The sequence below is a fragment of the Atlantibacter hermannii genome (assembly GCF_009907385.1).
In the GTDB taxonomy this organism is placed as follows: Bacteria; Pseudomonadota; Gammaproteobacteria; order Enterobacterales; family Enterobacteriaceae; genus Atlantibacter; species Atlantibacter hermannii_A.
In genome coordinates this window covers 149,470-168,579 of sequence record NZ_JAAATR010000042.1, presented here as the reverse complement: position 1 = coordinate 168,579, position 19,110 = coordinate 149,470, and the positions used below count along the sequence as shown (strand labels likewise).

Annotated in this window: 15 protein-coding genes; 11 read left to right on the top strand and 4 right to left on the bottom strand. The window is 57.7% G+C overall.

The genetic code is table 11. The annotated features are described in order from the left end of the window. Positions 1-6: 6 nt before the first annotated feature. Together rcsB and rcsD are read right to left on the bottom strand one after the other, a co-directional pair. Positions 7-657, bottom strand: coding sequence for a response regulator transcription factor RcsB (rcsB, locus tag GV764_RS12570; protein ID WP_125291583.1), 651 nt, complete (start codon positions 655-657; stop codon positions 7-9). A gap of 16 nt (positions 658-673) precedes the next feature. Beyond that, the gene (rcsD, locus tag GV764_RS12565; RefSeq protein WP_161660447.1) at positions 674-3,340 is read right to left on the bottom strand and encodes a phosphotransferase RcsD; all 2,667 of its coding nucleotides are present in this window, start codon (positions 3,338-3,340) and stop codon (positions 674-676) included. An 810-nt stretch (positions 3,341-4,150) separates the two neighbouring features. On the opposite strand from rcsD, the gene GV764_RS12560 reads away from it, so the two are divergent. The 6 genes from GV764_RS12560 to mgtE all read left to right on the top strand — a co-directional run bounded on the left by GV764_RS12560 (position 4,151) and on the right by mgtE (position 11,554). Then, positions 4,151-5,269, top strand: a complete 1,119-nt coding sequence (locus tag GV764_RS12560; protein ID WP_125291585.1) for a porin OmpC — start codon at positions 4,151-4,153, stop codon at positions 5,267-5,269. Positions 5,270-5,407: 138 nt separating this feature from the next. Further along, complete coding sequence (gene apbE / locus GV764_RS12555; protein ID WP_161660593.1) at positions 5,408-6,433, top strand: FAD:protein FMN transferase ApbE; 1,026 nt, start codon at positions 5,408-5,410, stop codon at positions 6,431-6,433. Between the two features lie 71 nt (positions 6,434-6,504). After that, positions 6,505-7,569: a bifunctional DNA-binding transcriptional regulator/O6-methylguanine-DNA methyltransferase Ada gene (gene ada, locus GV764_RS12550; RefSeq protein ID WP_161660446.1), complete on the top strand. Its 1,065-nt coding sequence runs from the start codon at positions 6,505-6,507 to the stop codon at positions 7,567-7,569. Beyond that, on the top strand, positions 7,569-8,219 hold the full coding sequence (alkB, locus tag GV764_RS12545; RefSeq protein ID WP_161660445.1) for a DNA oxidative demethylase AlkB: 651 nt from the start codon (positions 7,569-7,571) through the stop codon (positions 8,217-8,219). The genes ada and alkB overlap by 1 nt, the downstream gene beginning before the upstream one ends. 83 nt (positions 8,220-8,302) lie before the next feature. Further along, entirely contained in the window at positions 8,303-9,949 is a 1,647-nt protein-coding gene (locus GV764_RS12540) for a multidrug ABC transporter permease/ATP-binding protein (RefSeq protein WP_161660444.1), read from the top strand. Between the two features lie 171 nt (positions 9,950-10,120). Beyond that, positions 10,121-11,554, top strand: a complete 1,434-nt coding sequence (gene mgtE, locus GV764_RS12535; protein ID WP_161660443.1) for a magnesium transporter — start codon at positions 10,121-10,123, stop codon at positions 11,552-11,554. 29 nt (positions 11,555-11,583) lie between these two features. Here mgtE and tal read toward each other — a convergent pair whose 3' ends face one another. Beyond that, the gene (tal, locus tag GV764_RS12530) at positions 11,584-12,564 is read right to left on the bottom strand and encodes a transaldolase (RefSeq protein ID WP_161660442.1); all 981 of its coding nucleotides are present in this window, start codon (positions 12,562-12,564) and stop codon (positions 11,584-11,586) included. A 45-nt stretch (positions 12,565-12,609) separates the two neighbouring features. After that, positions 12,610-13,068, bottom strand: a complete 459-nt coding sequence (gene rpiB / locus GV764_RS12525) for a ribose 5-phosphate isomerase B (RefSeq protein WP_161660441.1) — start codon at positions 13,066-13,068, stop codon at positions 12,610-12,612. Between the two features lie 402 nt (positions 13,069-13,470). Between rpiB and GV764_RS12520 the strand changes: the two genes are divergently transcribed. From GV764_RS12520 to GV764_RS12500, 5 genes are read left to right on the top strand one after another with little or no spacing between them, the layout of a single operon-like run. Continuing rightward, positions 13,471-14,826 (top strand): MFS transporter, encoded by a 1,356-nt coding sequence (locus GV764_RS12520; protein ID WP_161660440.1) that lies wholly within the window; start codon positions 13,471-13,473, stop codon positions 14,824-14,826. Between the two features lies 1 nt (position 14,827). Then, entirely contained in the window at positions 14,828-16,582 is a 1,755-nt protein-coding gene (locus GV764_RS12515) for a dihydroxyacetone kinase family protein (RefSeq protein WP_161660439.1), read from the top strand. Next, on the top strand, positions 16,573-17,364 hold the full coding sequence (locus GV764_RS12510; protein WP_161660438.1) for a triose-phosphate isomerase family protein: 792 nt from the start codon (positions 16,573-16,575) through the stop codon (positions 17,362-17,364). The genes GV764_RS12515 and GV764_RS12510 overlap by 10 nt, the downstream gene beginning before the upstream one ends. Next, entirely contained in the window at positions 17,361-18,206 is an 846-nt protein-coding gene (locus tag GV764_RS12505; RefSeq protein ID WP_161660437.1) for a sugar phosphate isomerase/epimerase family protein, read from the top strand. The genes GV764_RS12510 and GV764_RS12505 overlap by 4 nt, the downstream gene beginning before the upstream one ends. Beyond that, the gene (locus GV764_RS12500; RefSeq protein WP_161660436.1) at positions 18,196-19,053 is read left to right on the top strand and encodes a phosphogluconate dehydrogenase C-terminal domain-containing protein; all 858 of its coding nucleotides are present in this window, start codon (positions 18,196-18,198) and stop codon (positions 19,051-19,053) included. The genes GV764_RS12505 and GV764_RS12500 overlap by 11 nt, the downstream gene beginning before the upstream one ends. Positions 19,054-19,110: the final 57 nt, after the last annotated feature.

Genomic DNA, 19,110 nt, shown 5'->3' with positions numbered 1-19,110 from the left:
AAGGCCTTACTCTTTATCGGATGGCGCGAGCGTCACCGAGGAGAGGTAATTGAGCAGGGCGATGTCGTTATCTACGCCCAGTTTCATCATCGCCGACTTCTTCTGGCTGCTGATGGTTTTAATACTACGGTTAAGCTTTTTAGCAATCTCGGTCACCAGGAAGCCTTCAGCAAACAGACGCAGCACTTCGCTCTCTTTCGGTGACAGGCGTTTGTCGCCGTAGCCGCTGGCGCTGATTTTCTCCAGCAGGCGGGACACGCTTTCCGGGGTGAATTTCTTGCCTTTTTGCAGCGCGGCCAGCGCTTTCGGCAGATCCGTCGGCGCGCCTTGCTTCAGAACAATCCCTTCGATATCCAGCTCCAACACCGCGCTTAAAATGGCCGGGTTGTTATTCATCGTTAATACGATGATAGACAGATTCGGGAAATGGCGTTTGATGTACTTAATCAGCGTAATGCCGTCACCGTATTTATCGCCCGGCATAGAGAGATCGGTGATCAACACGTGCGCGTCAAGCTTCGGCAAATTGTTAATCAGTGCTGTGGAATCTTCAAACTCGCCGACAACATTCACCCATTCGATCTGTTCCAGAGACTTGCGAATACCGAACAGTACAATCGGATGATCATCGGCAATAATTACGTTCATATTGTTCATGTAATAGGCTACCTTGCTACAGCAAGCGATTGACGTAGGCGTCAATGTCACTGATATCTTTTTCAATACCTGGAGCATCCTTCTTGCGAATATTATGCTCCAGCGTTTCACATAACTGCTTGCCGGGGACAAGATTGAGCATGGCGAACACCCCTTTCAGGCGGTGCGCCGTCTGAGCCAGCGCAGCAAAATCGCTTGTCGCTGCCTCAGTATACAATCTCTTCACATCGTCCGGTACTGTGTCGACAAACAGAGAATAATAGCCGCTGGCGTGAAGTTGCGCGTTTTCATCGCCGCCCAGAGGCGATTCCGGGCAAGCTTCCTGCGCCAGTTGCTCTTCTATAAGTTGTAGCACTGCTTCCTGCAACGCAGCGCTGATATTAAAATTAACCCGCAGTTTTCCCGGCGCTAATTGGTGTACGCGGTCCTCATCATCGCTTAAAAGCAGGCCGGTTGCTGTAAGATTTGACGGATTATCAGTTAAGAAAATATCAAACTCTTGACTTATCAGCCGTTCGTCGGGGGTAATGCAGCTCGCCCCCCAGCTCTCCAGCAGACGGACCACTACCGCACGCACTTCATTTGAGGTGACGTCAACCATTGCGACGACCTCATCCAGCAAGCGTTCCTCGTCCTCTTCTTCCTTTGATTCCACCGCCATATTGAGATGCAGCGAATAACGCGTGCCAAGTTCATTACGGGATTTAATATTCAGATAACCGCCCAGCTGTTTCGCCAGTTGGTTACACAGATAAAAGGTGAGCCCATTGGCTTTACCGAAGCGATCGGCAGAGGTGTCGTTAAGGAACGGGAAATGCAGATTGTCGATTTCCTGCGCGGTCAGCCCCTGTCCGGTATTCAGAATGCGCAGGGTCAGGCGTTCGCTCGCCGACTCTTCCTGGCTGACTTCCAGCGTGATCTTGCCGATGTCGGTGGTCGTGACCGCGTACTGCAACAGCATCAGCAGGATTTTTTTCAGCGCGGCGCGATCGCCGTAGCGACTTTCATTCGCAGCCAGCTGATTTTTAACCAGCAGTTGCAGGCCCTTGCGCTTGGCGGCAGGCAGCACCTGCGGCACGACCTCATCAATCACTTCCTGGATGGAAAACTCGCTCGGCATGGTTTTCCAGCTTTCGGTTTCCAGCAGATTGAGCAGTTGGATTTCATCCACCAGCCGCACGATCTCGTCAGCCTGGTTAATCAGCGCGCGGTTGTCGGTGCCGGCTACCAGCCCGGCCTGTTCCGCCAGCTTGATCACCGGCGTTTTCAGGGCTTCGCCAATATGCTGCATAAAGGCCGCGCGGCCCTGCTGGTTTTTCTCATACAGGCGCTGCGCCTGTTTCAACTTCTTATTCACCAGAATTTCCCGATCCTGCTCGCGGATCACGAAGATCTGAGTACGAGGAACCACCTGGCTACGGAACTGGCGAATTTCATACAGCTCATTATTAATGGTCGCCTGAATCACCCCCTGGTGCTGATCGGCCATCGCGGTAATGTTTTGCAGGTTTAAATGCGGCAGCAGATGATCGGCGATGCCGTTGCTGATCAGCGTGCGGTTCGAGTCGAGATCGTGCACCAGCAGGCCAAGCGGGAGCAGCGAGACAATCTCTTCATTCAGCGCGCGCAGCTTTTTCATCTCTCCCTGCCAGGAGTTGGGCGCGCTGTTTTCCACCTGGCGGGTCGGCTGGTTGCGGAACGTGGTAAAGCCGAAGAGCGCCAGCGCCAGCAGGCCAATATTCAGCAGCAGCGGCAATAAGATATTTTGCAGCGTTTCCATCAGCAGCGTACCGAACGGCACTTCCCAGACCAGCTTCAGGTGGGTGGAGTTAAGCGGCGAGGTGATCTCGATACGCGAGCTGTTGAAGTTAATGGTCACGCTGTCCGGATCTTCACGGTCATTGCCGGTCTGGACGCTTTGGGTGTTGTCCTGGTCGAGACGGAAGCTGTCCAGCGCCATGCCAGGCGGGATCAGATCGTTAATCGGTAAATCAAACGCCACTACCGTCGCCAGATGGCCTGGCTGGTTAAAGGTGGTGCGCAGCGTAAAGTAGTGGCCGTTTTGCCAGGCGAGACGGCGCAGGGCGGAGAAACTTTCACGCTCGTCCAGCGCGTTCGCCTGTTGCAGCATCTCCGCGCGGCGCGAATCGACGACATTGCTGATCGACCCTTCTTTAAAGCCGGTTGAGAGATCTTTCAGCGGCAGCGTCGATACCAGGATCATGCTGTTATCCTGGCCGTTGAGATAATACATTGACCAGGGCACGTTCTCGGCGCCCCATAACGTATCCAGATAACTGGAAATCCGCTGGGACATCTCCAGCGTTGAGCTGTCGTGCGAGCCAAAAATCAGCGCTTCGGTTTTCCGGCGCGGTTTCTCAAGGTAGTAAACGTCCTGACGCAGGCGGGTCTCCTGCAACCCTTCGTTCGCAGGCGAGGTGGAAGGGGCGATGTTGTCGTAGATCTGCCAGGTGGCGTAGCGGTAGGTATCAATACGCTTGTGCAGCGCATGGGTGATATCCACAATCTGGTAGCTTTTATCTTTAAGCCAGGTGTTCACGGCGCTCTGAGTAATCACCCCCATAGTGACCAGCAGGACCACGATAAGCAGAAGAAAAAAGCGCGTGATACTGCCCGGCATCAAAGAAAACTTGTTGGGGATCATTGTGTCTGACTGACTCATTATCGTGTGTTGTCCGCTGGCTAAAGGCGCAATAAAAAAAGCACAGAGCGTCGATTCCGTGACGCGTTCGCAGTACCCGGCTGCAGGCGCGCAGAGATACCGACACCGCAGTATAAAGCGAACAGCGTGATTTTCCAGACCAGACAAGCGAAAGCTGGTTCGGTGAGCGGACCCGCAGTGGACAATTTCAGCGCCCCGTTAAAAAAATAACGCACTGGAATGAATACGAAAAAAAGAAGTGAAGCGAAGCGGTAATAGCACAAATAAGCAAATCGAAGCGGTGAATTTAATTATGTTGCTTTGTTCCCGCGTCGCTGGATAGAGCGTCAAGGAATAATGCCGTAGCACAAATTCATACAGGTAACGTAAAGAAGCGTAAAAAAAACCGGATGCAAGCATCCGGTTGAAATAGGGGTAAAACTGACATTCGGGATCGAATGACGGTAATAAATAAAGTTAATGATGATAGCGATATCTATTTTAGTGATGAAAAGAGAAAAGGTTTTATCATTCAGTGCGGTAAAGTAGGCTTTTCTTTAAATCATTGTTATTAATGAAGTATTGGTATTTTTTGATTATCAGTGCGATTATTTTTAGCTATTCGTGCTAAAAAAAGTTCCCTCATTTTTACATGTTGTTACACCTATAATGCAAAATGAAACACCTTAAAAGTTTTAGTATCATATTCGCATTGGATTAATCTGTATTTGTTTTGGACAATGGGGTCGCCGACTGATTAGAGGATTAATCAGTAAGCAGTGGTAATAAGAAAAAGGCATATATAAAGGCATATAACAGAGGGTTAATAACATGAAAGTTAAAGTCCTGTCCTTATTGGTACCCGCGCTGTTGATCGCAGGTACTGCAAATGCGGCTGAAGTTTATAACAAAGACGGCAACAAATTAGACCTGTACGGTAAAGTAGACGGTCTGCACTATTTCTCTGATGACGATGGTTCTGACGGCGATCAGACTTACATTCGTCTCGGCTTCAAAGGCGAAACCCAGGTTAACGACCAGATCACCGGTTACGGCCAGTGGGAATACCAGGTTCAGGGCAACACGACTGAAAGCGAAAACGACGCCTGGACTCGTCTGGCGTTCGCAGGCCTTAAAGTGGGCGACGCCGGTTCTTTCGACTACGGTCGTAACTACGGCGTTGTGTATGACGTAACTTCCTGGACTGACGTGCTGCCGGAATTCGGCGGCGACACTTACGGTTCTGATAACTTCCTGCAATCCCGTGCAAACGGTGTTGCTACCTATCGTAACACCGACTTCTTCGGTCTGGTTGACGGCCTGAACTTTGCTCTGCAATACCAGGGTAAAAATGGCAGCGTTAGCGGCGAAGACTTCGGCGGTCGTGGCGTGCTGAAACAGAACGGTGACGCGTACGGCGCATCTGTGACCTACGATCTGGGCGCTGGCTTCGGTATCGGCGGTGCGATGTCCTCTTCCAAACGTACTGCTGACCAGAACAACCTGGCGGGCATCTACGGCAACGGCGACCACGCAGAAACCTACTCTGGCGGCCTGAAATACGACGCCAACAACCTGTACCTGGCTGCACAGTACACCCAGACTTACAACGCGACCCGTTTCGGCGGCGACTCCAGCGCGGCTGCTTACGGTTTTGCTGACAAAGCGCAGAACTTCGAAGTGGTTGCTCAGTACCAGTTCGACTTCGGCCTGCGTCCGTCCGTGGCTTACCTGCAGTCCAAAGGTAAAGACATCTCCAACGGCGTGAACAACTACGGCGACCAGGATCTGCTGAAATATGTTGATGTAGGCGCGACTTACTACTTCAACAAAAACATGTCCACCTACGTTGATTACAAAATCAACCTGCTGGACGAAAACCAGTTCACCCGTGACGCGCGTATCGCTACCGATGATATCGTTGCGCTGGGCCTGGTTTACCAGTTCTAATTCCGTACTATTTGCATCAAGGGAGCCTGCGGGCTCCCTTTTTTTATCCCGCTTCCCGACAATGTTCGATTTTTGTTGTACCCTGCGGGCCTCAACAGAGGGGGAGTAATGAGACGTTTATCAGGACTTTGCATCGGAATGGTGGCCGCCGTTCTGCTGCTTTCAGGATGCGATAATTCGCAGCAACCGGTTGAACCTTCCCGGCGGGCCGTGGTGCTGGAAGGCAAAACCATGGGGACGTTCTGGCGGGTGAGTCTCGCGGGTGTTGAACCGTCTCGCGAAGCGGCGCTGCGCGATAAAATTCAGGCCCAGCTGGATGGCGACGATCGGCTGCTTTCCACCTGGAAAAACGATTCGGCGCTGATGCAGTTCAACCATTCCGCCAGCACCGATCCCTGGCCGGTGAGCGAGGCCATGAGCGATATCGTGACGCTGGCGCTGCGTATCGGCCATAAAACCCAGGGCGCAATGGACATCACTGTCGGGCCGCTGGTGAATTTATGGGGTTTCGGCCCGGAAAAACAGCCGGTAAAAACGCCGTCAGACGCCGATATCCAGCAGGCGAAGCACCGCTTGGGAATCGGGCATCTGAAGGTGATCCAGTCGGCGGGCGCGCAGTATCTGCAAAAAGCGATCCCCGATCTGTTTGTCGATCTCTCCACCGTAGGCGAAGGTTACGCCGCCGATCACCTGGCGCGCCTGATGGAGCAGGAGGGCATTAGCCGCTATTTAGTCTCCGTAGGCGGCGCGCTGGTCAGCCGGGGCACCAGTCCCGAAGGCCGCGCCTGGCGGGTGGCTATCCAGCAGCCCACGGATCGGGAAAACGCCGTGGCGGCGGTGGTGGATATTAACGGCCACGGCATCAGCACTGCCGGGAGCTATCGCAACTACTACGAGCTGGACGGCAAGCGCCTGTCGCACGTGATCGATCCGGCCACCGGGCGTCCGATTCAGCATACGCTGGTCTCTGCCACGGTGATCGCCCCCACGGCGCTGGAAGCCGACGGCTGGGACACCGGGCTGATGGTGCTGGGGCCGGAAAAAGCGAAAGCGCTGGCGCTGGAGCAAAAGCTGGCGGTGTATCTGATCGTCAAAGAGCCTAACGGCTTCTCGACCTGGATGTCGCCGCAGTTTGCCACCTTCCTGCAGTCGCAGAAAAATTAAAAAGCAAGAAACGGAGTTTTTTGGCGCAGCCCCGCTGGCAAAGTGGGGCTACCTTTAAAGAGGAGCGAGCCATGAAACAGTCTATCTATCACACCGAAGACGCACGCTGGCTGGCGGTGGAAACCCGCGATGCGAATGCCGATGAGCAGTTCGTGTTCGGGGTTATCACCACCGGCATTTTCTGCCGCCCGTCGTGCCGGGCGCGCCATCCTCTGCGCCAGAATGTCCGCTTTTACCAGAGCGCTGATGCGGCCCAGGCGGCGGGCTTTCGGCCCTGCAAGCGCTGCCAGCCTGATAAAGCGCCGCTGCATCAGCAGCGTGTCGAGCGTATCCGCAAAGCCTGCGCATTGCTGGACGCCAGCGAACAAACCCTTACGCTCGACGCGCTGGCGCAGGAAATGGCCCTCAGCACGTATCATTTTCATCGCCTGTTTAAATCGGTCACCGGGATGACGCCCAAAGCCTGGCAAACTGCCCGGCGCAATCAGCGGCTGCGCAGTGCCTTAACCCACGGCGAAGCGGTCACGCCTGCGCTGTATCAGGCGGGGTTTGGCTCGGGCAGCAGCTTTTATCGCGACGCCGACGCCGCGCTGGGCATGACGGCCAAACAGTTTCGCAGCGGCGGTAAACAGCTCAGCCTGCGCTATGCCATGGTGGATTGCCACGTTGGGCGCTGCCTGGTGGCGCAAAGCCCGCGCGGGATCTGCGCGGTGCTGTTAGGGGATGGCGACGCAGAGCTCGAAACCCAGCTGGCCGCGCTGTTTCCGCTGGCTGAACGCCGTCTGGCGCAGGACGATTTTAGCGATATCCTTGAAAAGGTGGTGGCCTGCATTCGCGCGCCGGATACCCGCCTCGATCTGCCGTTAGATTTTCAGGGAACCCTGTTCCAGCAGCAGGTGTGGGAAGCGCTGCGGACTATTCCGTCCGGTGAGACTGTCAGTTACCAGGCGCTGGCGGCGAAAGTGGGCAAACCTAACGCGGTGCGCGCCGTGGCCAGCGCCTGCGGGGCCAACCGGCTGGCGATTATTGTGCCCTGTCACCGGGTGATCCGCCGGGACGGGCAGCTTTCCGGCTACCGCTGGGGCGTGGCGCGCAAAGCCGCGCTGTTGCAACATGAAGCCAAAAAGGAGACCTGATGCTCGATCTGTTTGCCGAAGACGAACCCTGGCAGGAGCCCCTGGCACCGGGCGCGGTGATCCTGCGCCGCTTTGCCCGGCAGGACAGCCCGCAGCTGATGGCGGCGATCCACGCCGTCGCCGCCCAATCGCCGTTTCGCCATATGGTGACCCCCGGCGGCTACACCATGTCGGTGGCGATGACTAACTGCGGCGCGTTAGGCTGGACCACCGACCGGCGCGGCTATCTGTATGCGCTTGTCGATCCGCAAACCGGTAACCCATGGCCCGCCATGCCGGAAAGCTTTCAACGCCTGTGCGATGCGGCGTCTCACGCGGCGGGCTACCCCGATTTCGAGCCCGACGCCTGCCTGATTAACCGCTATCAGCCGGGGGCCAAACTGTCGCTGCATCAGGATAAAGACGAACCCAACCTGGCCGCGCCGATCGTTTCGGTTTCGCTGGGCTTGCCGGCGGTATTCCAGTTCGGCGGCCTGACCCGCAGCGCGCCGCTACAGCGGATAATGCTGGAGCACGGCGACGTGGTGGTGTGGGGCGGCCCGTCGCGTTTGTTTTACCACGGCATTCAGCCGCTCAAAGCCGGGGAACATCCTCTGACCGGCGGCTATCGCTACAACGTCACCTTCCGCGCCGCCGGGCATTACGAATAAAAATAAGAATTATTCTTGCCGTCGTCCGCCAGCCGTTTACACTGCATGCCTGATTGATTTTCTGCTGTGGATTGCTGCTATTTATGGAACTTCTGCTGGTCGTCTGGCGTCAGTATCGCTGGCCTTTTTTGTCGGTTATGGCGCTGAGCCTTGCCAGTGCTGCCCTGGGCATTGGCCTGATCGCCTTTATTAACCAACGCTTAATCGAAAACGTCGATATCTCCCTGGCGGTATTGCCTGAGTTTCTTGGCCTGCTGTTGCTGTTGATGGCGGTGACGCTGGCATCGCAGCTGGCGCTGACCACTCTCGGCCACCATTTTGTCTATCGCCTGCGCGGTGAATTTATCAAACGTATTCTTGATACCCCGGTGGAGCGGGTAGAGCAGCTCGGCAGCGCATCATTGCTGGCGGGGCTGACCAGCGATATCCGTAATATCACCATCGCCTTTGTGCGTTTGCCGGAACTGGTGCAGGGCATCATTCTGGCGATTGGCTGCGCCTGGTATCTGGCGGTGCTGTCGCCGAAAATGCTGGTCGTCACCACCGTCTGGGTGGCGATCACCATCTGGGGCGGCTTTGTGCTGGTGGCGCGGGTTTACCGCCATCTGGCGATCCTGCGTGAAACCGAAGATAAACTGTACAACAACTACCAGACCGTACTGGAAGGGCGCAAAGAGCTGGCCCTCAACCGCGAGCGGGCGGAGCACATCTTCGATAAGGTCTACCAGCCGGATGCCAAAGCGTATCGCCACCACATCGTGCGTGCCGATACTTTCCACCTGAGTGCGGTGAACTGGTCGAACATTATGATGCTGGGCGCGATTGGCCTGGTATTCTGGATGGCGAACAGCCTGGGTTGGGCGGATACCAACGTGGCGGCGACCTTCTCCCTGACGCTGCTGTTCTTGCGTACCCCGCTGCTGTCGGCGGTGGGCGCGCTGCCCACGTTACTCACCGCGCAGGTGGCGTTTAATAAACTTAATAAATTCCATCTCGCGCCATACCAGCCGGAATTTGCCCATCCGCAACCGCGCGCGCCGTGGCAGACCCTGGAACTGCGCAATGTGGCATTCCGCTACGGCGATAATTCGTTTGGCGTGGGGCCGATTAACCTGACGATTCATCGCGGCGAACTGCTGTTCCTGATCGGCGGCAACGGCAGCGGCAAATCCACCCTGGCGATGCTGCTTACCGGGCTGTATCAGCCGGTGTCCGGCGAGATTTTACTGGATGGCCAGGTCATCAGCGCCAACAACATGGACGAATACCGCAAGCACTTCTCGGCGGTGTTTACCGATGTGTGGCTGTTCGACCAGCTGCTCGGCCCGCAGGGCCAGGCGGCCAGGCCTGAACTGGTAGAGCAGTGGCTGGAGCGCCTGAAAATGTCCTCTAAGCTTGAGCTGGATAACGGCAAAATCCTTAACCTCAAGCTCTCCAAAGGCCAGAAAAAGCGCGTGGCGCTGCTACTGGCGCTGGCCGAAGAGCGTGACATTATCCTGCTGGACGAGTGGGCCGCCGACCAGGATCCGCACTTTCGCCGCGAATTTTACCAGGTGCTGCTGCCGCTGATGCAGCAAATGGGCAAAACCATTTTCGCCATCAGCCATGACGATCACTACTTTATCCACGCCGATCGGCTGCTGGAAATGCGCAACGGGCAGTTGAGCGAACTGACCGGCGACGAGCGCGACAGCGCCAGCCGCGACGCGGTCGCCCGTACCGGCAGCTAAGCCGCGCGCCTCGTTAAAAACCAGCATGGGTATCCGATGCTGGTTTTTTTTTATCCGCTTGCCCGCCTCGTTGAGTAAAATTTACAAAGCGCCCGCTATGCTTAACAGAACTTAAACAGACGAAGGGCGGGATAGCCCTGTTGAATTTTCTTTTCATGGAATGCGCGACTTATGGTTACCGTAACCCCCTATAACGTAAAACAGCGCGCCGAAGACCGGCTGCAAATCCTCAACCTGCTGGCGACGGACAAAGCGGTCACCCAGGGCATTCTCGGCAAACTCGCTCCGGGTCATCATGATGCCGAGCAGGTGCTCGAAGCCATTGATGATATCGCCCTGCGCGTGCAGCGCCTGCCCGCACCGGATCTCGCTGATACCCTGGAATCGCTGCCCCCGGAAGAGCGCCACGCCATCTGGCGGCTGGTGGGCGATGAAAAGCGCGGCCACGTGCTGCTTGAGGCCTCGGACAACGTCTGGGACGATCTCATTGACGAGATGAGCGACCAGGCGCTGATCGCCGCCATCAGCAAGCTGGATGTCGATGAACAGATTTATATCGCCCAACACCTGCCGCGTAATCTGACGGGCCGCCTGCTGGCCTCGCTCCCGGCGCGCGAACGCGCCCGGGCGCGGCAGATGCTGATGTACGAGAAAAACAGCGTCGGCGCGATCATGGAATTTGAGGTGATCACCGTGCGTCCCGAAATTACCCTGGCGACGGTGCAGCGCTACCTGCGTCGCCTGGGCAAAATGCCGCACAACACCGACAAGCTGTTTGTGGTGAATCGCGATAACACCCTGATGGGCGAACTGGAGCTGACCACCATTTTGCTTAACCCACAGCAGGCGGTGGTATGCGATGTGATGGACGCCAACCCGGTGATCCTGACGCCGGAATTTCACGACGAAGAGGCGGCGCGCATCTTCGAACGCGACAACCTGGTCAGCGCCGCCGTGGTGAACGAGCGGGGCAGGCTGATTGGCCGTCTGACCATCGATGAGATCGTCGATGTGGTGTACGAAGAGACCGATAACGATCTGCGCCGGATGGGTGGCCTAAGCACCGAAGAAGACGTGTTTGCGCCGGTGGCGAAGGCGGTAAAAAACCGCTGGGCGTGGCTGGCGATTAACCTGTGTACCGCGTTTATCGCCTCGCGGGTGATCGACGGGTTCGAACAGACCATCGCGCAACTGGTGGCGCTGGCGTCGCTGATGCCGATTGTGGCGGGCATCGGCGGCAACACCGGTAACCAGACCATCACCATGATTGTGCGCGCCCTGGCGCTGGGGCAAATCCAGCCGGGCAATATTCATTTCCTGATGCTGCGTGAAATCGGCGTGGCGCTGATAAACGGCCTGGTATGGGGCGGCATTATGGGCGGCGTGACCTGGTGGCTGTATGACGACCGGGCGCTGGGCGGGGTCATGACCCTGGCGATGATGCTCAATCTGCTGGTGGCGGCGATCATGGGCGTGCTGATCCCCATGCTCATGACCCGCTTAGGGCGCGATCCGGCAATTGGTTCCAGCGTGATGATCACCGCGATCACCGATACCGGCGGGTTTTTTATTTTCCTCGGGCTGGCGACGCTGTTTTTGCTGTAAAAAAAGGGCCGCATCGGCGGCCCTGGGCTTTATTCCGTTAACGACGGAACCGCCTGCTGCGCCAGCTTCGCGGCCAGCATGGCCTCCAGTTTTTCCTGATCCTCCGCGAACAGGCGAATGCCTTCCGCCAGTTTATCCACCGCCATGGCATCCTGATGATGCTGCCAGTAGAACTCGGACTCGCTTATCGGCGAAGGGCGGTTTTCTGCCGGCACATCGGCGCTCAGCTTCACGTCCACACTGCCTTCCCGCGACGCCAGTTCGCTTAACAGGGCAGGAGAGATAGTCAGGCGATCGCATCCGGCTAACGCCAGCACCTGCCCGGTTTTACGGAAGCTGGCACCCATGATCACCGTCGGGTAACGGTGGGCTTTGTAGTAATGGTAGATATCCCGCACCGACACCACGCCCGGATCGCTTTCCGCCTGATAATTTTCCTGCGGCTGATGCTGCTGATACCAGTCGTAAATGCGCCCGACGAACGGCGAAATCAAATACACCCCCGCTTCGGCGCAGGCGCGGGCCTGGGCGAAAGAGAACAGCAGCGTCAGGTTGCAGTTGATCCCTTCGCTTTCCAGCTCTTCGGCGGCGCGAATGCCCTGCCAGGTGGCGGCGAGCTTGATCAGAATCCGCGATTTATCCACGCCCTGCTGTTGATACAGGCGGATCAGCTTGCGCGCTTTGGCGACGCACAGCCCGCGATCGAACGAGAGGCGCGCATCCACTTCGGTCGAAACGCGCCCCGGCACGTGCTTAAGCAGCTCCAGACCGATATTCACCGCCAGTTTGTCGCTGGCGTTGATGATCTGCGTGTCACGGCTGCCGCCCTGTGCAACGGCGTATTGAATCGCCTCATCGATAAGCGACTGATAGTGAGGAATCGCCGCCGCTTTGAGGATCAGCGACGGATTGGTGGTAGCGTCCTGCGGTTTAAAACGGCGAACGGCTTCGATGTCGCCGCTGTCCGCCACCACGGTAGTGATGCGTTTGAGTTCATCTAACTGACTCATGATCTTGATCCTTTCAGAACACAGAGGTTAAGCGGCAGCCGGTGATCACGCAGACTTGCCCTGATTCTCGTAATACGTGATTTTGTCGACTTTCGGCGCGGAGCGCCCGCCTTCGAATTCCGAGGCCAGCCACACGTCAACAATGTTCTTCGCCAGCTCCGGGCCGATCACGCGTGCGCCAAGGGTCATCACCTGCGCATCGTTGCTCTTACGCGCGCGCTCGGCGGAATAGGTGTCATGGCACTGGGCGGCGCGCACGCCGGGGACTTTATTAGCGACAATCGCCATCCCGATGCCGGTGCCGCACAGCAGAATACCGCGCGGATAGGTGCCGTCGCCGATAGCGCTGGCCAGGTTAAAGGCGATATCCGGGTAGATTAACGGGTTGTCGCCGACGTCATGACTGAAGTCGACAACTTCAATGCCTTTCGACTGCAAATGGGACTTCACCAGATTCTTCAGCTCCGTCGCTGCATCATCAGCACCAATCGCAATAGTTAACATAGTGGTTTCCTCACATCAGGGTACAGGGGAAGTTTTGTTGTTCATCTGAACAGATTCTATTCATGTGAACAAATTCTGGCTGACTAAAAAGTAGCTTTTAATAAACATAAGTTCAATACATTTTCATATGAACAGTCAAAATTAACCTTTGCTACCTCTTTTTAGGGTGAAAAGGCCCGCGTATCGCTGATTAAAGACATTTTGAGGGCGATCACAATTTCACTGGATGCTCATATGCACAAATCTTATGAGCTGTTAATGTTCATTTGTCATGTAGCGAAAATGTGAATAGGAAACGACATTAGATATGGAACGGGGCTTATCCATAATCGCGGTTTATAGACAACACCCTTATTCCTCTGATCCCACCGGTAACCCGATTTGCCCGGAAGGAGAGACACTGTGACCAGCACTCATCAAAACGTCGCGACTGATGTAGAAAAGTCAGCCATTCGTAAGATCTCGATTCGTCTTGTGCCATTTGTTGCTCTGATGTTCTTTATTAACTTCCTCGACAGGACGGCCATCTCCTTTGCAGGCCCCAACGGCATGATGGACGACCTGGGCATCCAGGTCGCGCAGTTCGGCCTGGCTTCAGGGATCTTCTTTATTGGCTATATCCTGCTGGAAGTGCCCAGCAACCTGGCGCTGCACCGCTACGGCGCGCGTCGCTGGCTGGCGCGTATCATGGTTTCCTGGGGTATCGTTTCGCTGTTATTCACCTGGGTGAGTAATGTCGAAGGGCTGTATATCCTGCGCCTGCTGCTCGGCGTGGCGGAAGCGGGCTTCTTCCCCGGCGCGATCTTCTTCTTAAGCGCCTGGGTTCCGGCGCGTCATCGCAGCAAAATTCTGGCGCTGTTCTATCTGGCGCAGCCGCTGACCGTGGTATTCGGCGCGCCGCTGGCGGCCTGGTTTATCAATCAGCACGGCTTATTCGGGCTGGAAGGCTGGCGCGTGATGTTCCTCGGCGTGTCGGTGCCGGCTATCGTGGTGGGTATCATTGCCTGGTTCTATCTGATCGATAAGCCGAACGACGCCAAATGGCTGACGTCGCAGGAGAAAGAGTGGCTTAACAGCGAGCTGGCGCGTGAAGACGCCCAGAAATCCAGCGCCGCTAACCACAGCCTGCGCTCGGCGATGTCCAACGCCCGCGTCTGGGTGCTGTGCCTGATTTACTTCGGCTTTGTGTACGGCCTGTATGCCCTGGCGTTCTTCCTGCCGACCATCATCGGCGGCTTCCAGAGCCAGTTCAACGTCACCTTCGGCGTGATGCAGAAAGGGCTGATCACCGGCGCGCCGTACCTGGTCGCGGCCATTGTGATGTACTTCTGGTCGCGGGATGTCTCCCGCCGCGGCTGCAAAACCTGGCATATCGCCATTCCCGCCCTGGTCGGCGCGATCTCCGTGCCTACCGCGCTGTATATGGAAACGCCGTTTGCCACCATGGTGGTGATCTCATTAACCGCCAGCGCCATTTTTGCCGCACTGCCGAACTTCTGGACCTTACCGACCCAGTTCCTGTCGGGTGCCTCTGCGGCAGCGGCGGTGGCGTTAATCAATACCCTCGGCAACGTGGCCGGGTTCTCGGCGGGCTACATTACCGGCGCGCTGCATGATGCCACGCACAGTTACCTGGTGCCGATGATGGTGGTGGGCGGATTTATGCTGCTGTCGGCCATTATGATGCTGGTGTTAAGCCGCATTCCCCACACCAAACCCGCCGCTGATGTGAAGATGAAACGAGCAGGAGAGCACTGATATGACATGGCTATTTAATAATCCCTCCGAATTCGCCAAAGAGATGGTGGCTGGCTTTGTCAGCGCCAACGCTGAAATCGTGCGGCAGGTGCCGGGCGGGGTTATTCGTAATACCCAAAGTCAGCCAGGGACGGTGGCGATTGTCATCGGCGGCGGCTCGGGCCACTACCCGGCGTTCGCCGGGCTGGTGGGGCAGGGGCTGGCGCACGGCGCGGCGATGGGCAACCTGTTCGCCTCGCCCTCGGCCCAGCAGATTTGTTCGGTGGCGAAGGCCGCCAATAACGGCGCGGGCGTGCTGTTAGCGTTCGGCAACTATGCGGGCGACGTGCTGCACTTTGGCCTGGCCCGTGAACGGCTGATTGCCGAAGGCATTCCGTGCGAGCTGATTGCCGTAACCGATGACATCACCAGCGCAGCGCCAAACGAAAGTGAAAAACGCCGCGGCGTGGCGGGGGATTTGGTGGTGTTCAAAGCCGCCGCCGCCGCCGCTGAACAGGGCGCATCGTTGCAGGAGGTACTTGCCGTCGCCAGACGCGCTAACGATCGCACCCGCACCATCGGCGTGGCGTTTTCCGGCTGTACCTTGCCGGGGGCTGAACATCCGCTGTTTACCGTGCCGGAAGGGCAGATGGGCTTCGGGATGGGCATCCACGGCGAACCGGGCATCCGCGAAATGGCGGTGCCGGGGGCCAGCGAGCTGGCGGATATGCTGGTGGAGCAGTTGCTCAACGATTTACCGCCAGGCGTGAGCGTGAAGGGCGCGCGCGTCGGGGCGATCCTCAACGGTCTCGGCTCGGTGAAATATGAAGAGCTGTTCGTGGTGTGGCATGGCGTTCAGCAGCGCCTGATCGAGCAGGGCGTGGTGCTGGCCGATGTCCAGGTGGGCGAATTCGTCACCAGCTTCGATATGGCCGGGCTGTCGCTGACCCTCGCCTGGTTTACCGACGAGCTGGAAGCGCTGTGGCTGGCTCCGGCCTATAGCCCGGCCTTTAAACGCGGCTCGGTGCTGACCGCGCAGCCGCTCCAGACCAGCGACGGCGGCGAATGCCAGCAGGACACGGTGCCGGAAGCCTCTGACGCCTCGCGTGCCGCCGCCGTGCGCGTGGTCGCGATGGTGGATGCGCTGGCCGACGTGGTGATCCAGAACGTGGACGAGTTAGGCCGTATCGACGCCATCGCGGGCGATGGCGATCACGGCATCGGGATGGAGCGCGGCGTACGCGCGGCACGGGACAGCGCCCATCGCTGCCTGGCGCTGGGCGCTGGCGCAGGTACGGTATTGCAGCAGGCTGCCGACGCCTGGGCCGACCAGGCTGGCGGCACCTCCGGGGCAATCTGGGGCGTGATTTTAAACACCATCGGCACCGGCATTGGCAATCAACAGCGCCCGGATGCCAGAGTCGTAGCCCAGGCGGTCAGCGACGCCGCTCACGGCGTGATGCATTTCGGCAAAGCCAAACCCGGCGATAAAACCCTGGTGGATGTGCTGCTGCCGTTTAGCGAAGCGCTGCTTGAAGAAGTGAACAAAGGTTTACCGCTGGCCCAGGCCTGGCATAACGCCGCCCGCCACGCCGGGCAGTGCGCCGAACAGACCGCGCAGCTGCTGCCGAAAATGGGCCGCGCCCGCCCGCTGGCGGAACGCAGTCTGGGCACGCCCGACGCCGGTGCGGTTTCGCTGGCGATGATCGTCACGGCGGTGGGCAACTGCTTTACCGCCGTTCCGGACAACGCGAAAGAGGGGGCGGTATGTCAGTAAAACTGACGCTCGGCGTGAGCCTGAAGATGTATTTCGGGTATCAGCAAACCCTCGACTGGAGCCGCCAGGTGGCGGAAATCGTGCGCCAGCATCCGCTGCTGAGCGTCTGCCCGGATGCCACGCTGTTTACCTTCCCGTCAGCCCCGGCGCTTGAAGGCGCGCTGCGCGCGTTCAACGGCACCGCCATGCAGGTTGGGGCGCAAAATATCGCGCCTGCCGAACCCGGCGCGTGGACCGGCGAAACCAGCGCGGCCATGGTCAGCGAGATGGGCGGGAAGTTTGTTGAAATCGGTCATGCCGAACGTCGCCGTCATTTTCATGAGGACGAGGCGGTGATTTGCCGCAAAGTCCAGCTTGCGCTGGAGAATGGCTTAACGCCGGTGATCTGCATTGGCGAGCCGGAAAAAATGGCCATCGACAGCGCCACCGCGTTCGCGATTCAGGAAGCGGGCCAGATTATTCATTTTCTGCAACAACACGCCCTCACCGGGGATTTGATTTTTGCCTGGGAGCCGCAGTGGGCCATCGGCGCGCCGCAACCGGCTTCCCCCGAATATATTCAGACCGTGTGCGCAGGGCTGCGGGCGCATCTCCTGGCGCTGCCGGGCGACCACCGCGTCATCTACGGCGGCAGCGCCGGACCCGGGCTGCTGACCCAGCTGTGGCCGCACGTCGACGGGCTGTTTCTGGGCCGCTTTGCCCATCAGCCCGCCGCGATGCAGGCGATCCTTGATGAAGCCCACACCCTGTTAACCCACGCCGAAAATCAGGAGCGCGCATGAAACTCGGACTCAGTACTTACGCTTATTTCTGGCAGCTGTCAGAGAAAGCGCCCAAACCGATGAGCCTGTTTGAGGCCATCGACGACAGCGCGCGGCTTGGCGCGACGGTGTTCCAGATTTGCGATTACGCGCCAATCACCGACTGGCCATCCAGCGAACTGGCGCGCCTGGCCCAACATGCCGCGCGGGCGGGCGTCACGCTCGAACTGGGCACCAAAGGCGTGATGCCCGCGCATCTGCAACGCTACCTGGCGATTGCCGGCGAGCTGGAGTGCGCCCTGTTGCGCACCATGATCAACAGCCCGGAACATCGCCCGACGCTCAGCGAAGCCCAGCGCAGCGTGGAAAGCGTGCTGCCGGCCTTTGAAAATCAGGGCGTGGCGATTTGCCTGGAAACCTACGAACAGGTGCCTACTGACGACAACGTCGCGCTGGTAAAAGCGATTAACTCGGGGCTGGTGGGCATCTGCCTCGACCCGGCCAACTGCGTCGCCAGCCTGGAGTCGCCGATGGAGGTGGTGGCGAAAACCGCGCCATACGTCCTGAACTGGCACGTCAAAGATTTTGCCTTCTCGCGCCGCGACGGCTGGGTGGGCTTTACCCTTGCGGGCGCGAAGCTCGGCGAAGGCCTGCTGCGCTACGACGAGATTTATCAGCAAATCGAGCCGCAAACCCGCGGTATTAACCAGATTATTGAGCACTGGTTGCCCTGGCAGGGCGACGGTGAACGTTCCTGCCGCGTCGAAGCGGCCTGGACAGAACACAACATGAAGTATCTGCTTGATAAACAAACCTCTAATCATTCCTCAACGATATCCAGGGAGTCACATCATGTCTGCTGAATTGAAAACTATTACTGTCATCGGTGCGGGCGGCAAAATGGGGATGCGTATTTCGGCGAATTTCCAGAACAGCGATTATCAGGTGTTCTACTGTGAAAACTCACCGGCCGCGCAGCAACAGGTTACTGATAAGGGCCGTGAGCTTTCCGACGCGCAGTCCGTGGTGCCGGTGAGCGATGTGGTGATTCTGGCGGTGCCGGATATCGTGCTGGGCAAAGTGTCTGAAGCCGTGGTGCCGCAGATGAAACCCGGCGCGGTACTGCTGACCCTCGACCCGGCTGCGGCCTACGCCAATCTGATCGCCCAGCGCGACGGCATTGAGTACGCGGTGGCGCATCCGTGCCATCCGTCGGTGTTCCTCCAGCGTTACACCAAAGAAGAACACGCGGATGCCTTCGGCGGCGTGGCGGCGGTGCAGCATGTTGCGGCTTCTTATGAAACCGGCAGCGACGCGCAAAAAGCCGAGCTGAGCAAGGTAATCAGCTGCATGTACGGCCCGGTCGAGCAGTTGCACTGGGTAACGGTGAAACAGCTGGCCTACCTGGAGCCGACGCTGGTGGAAACCGTGGCCTGCATGGTCGGCGCGTTTATGAAAGAAGCGCTGGATGAAACCGTCAAGCACAGCGGCGTACCGGAAGAAGCGGCGAAAGCGATGCTGTATGGACATATCCAGATTGCCCTGGCCGTGGCGTTCCGCGCCACTAACCCGTTCTCCGATGCCTGTATGATCGCCATGGAGTATGGCCGCGAGAAAATCGTGAAGCCGGACTGGAAAGTGATTTTTGAAGAGCAGGAACTGGATAAAGTGATTGCCCGGATGCTGAAAATCGATAGCATCAAGCGTTAATCAACAGGCTCTGCCGCGACTTACGCGGCAGAGCATCGTTTTCGGCATAATGTTTAA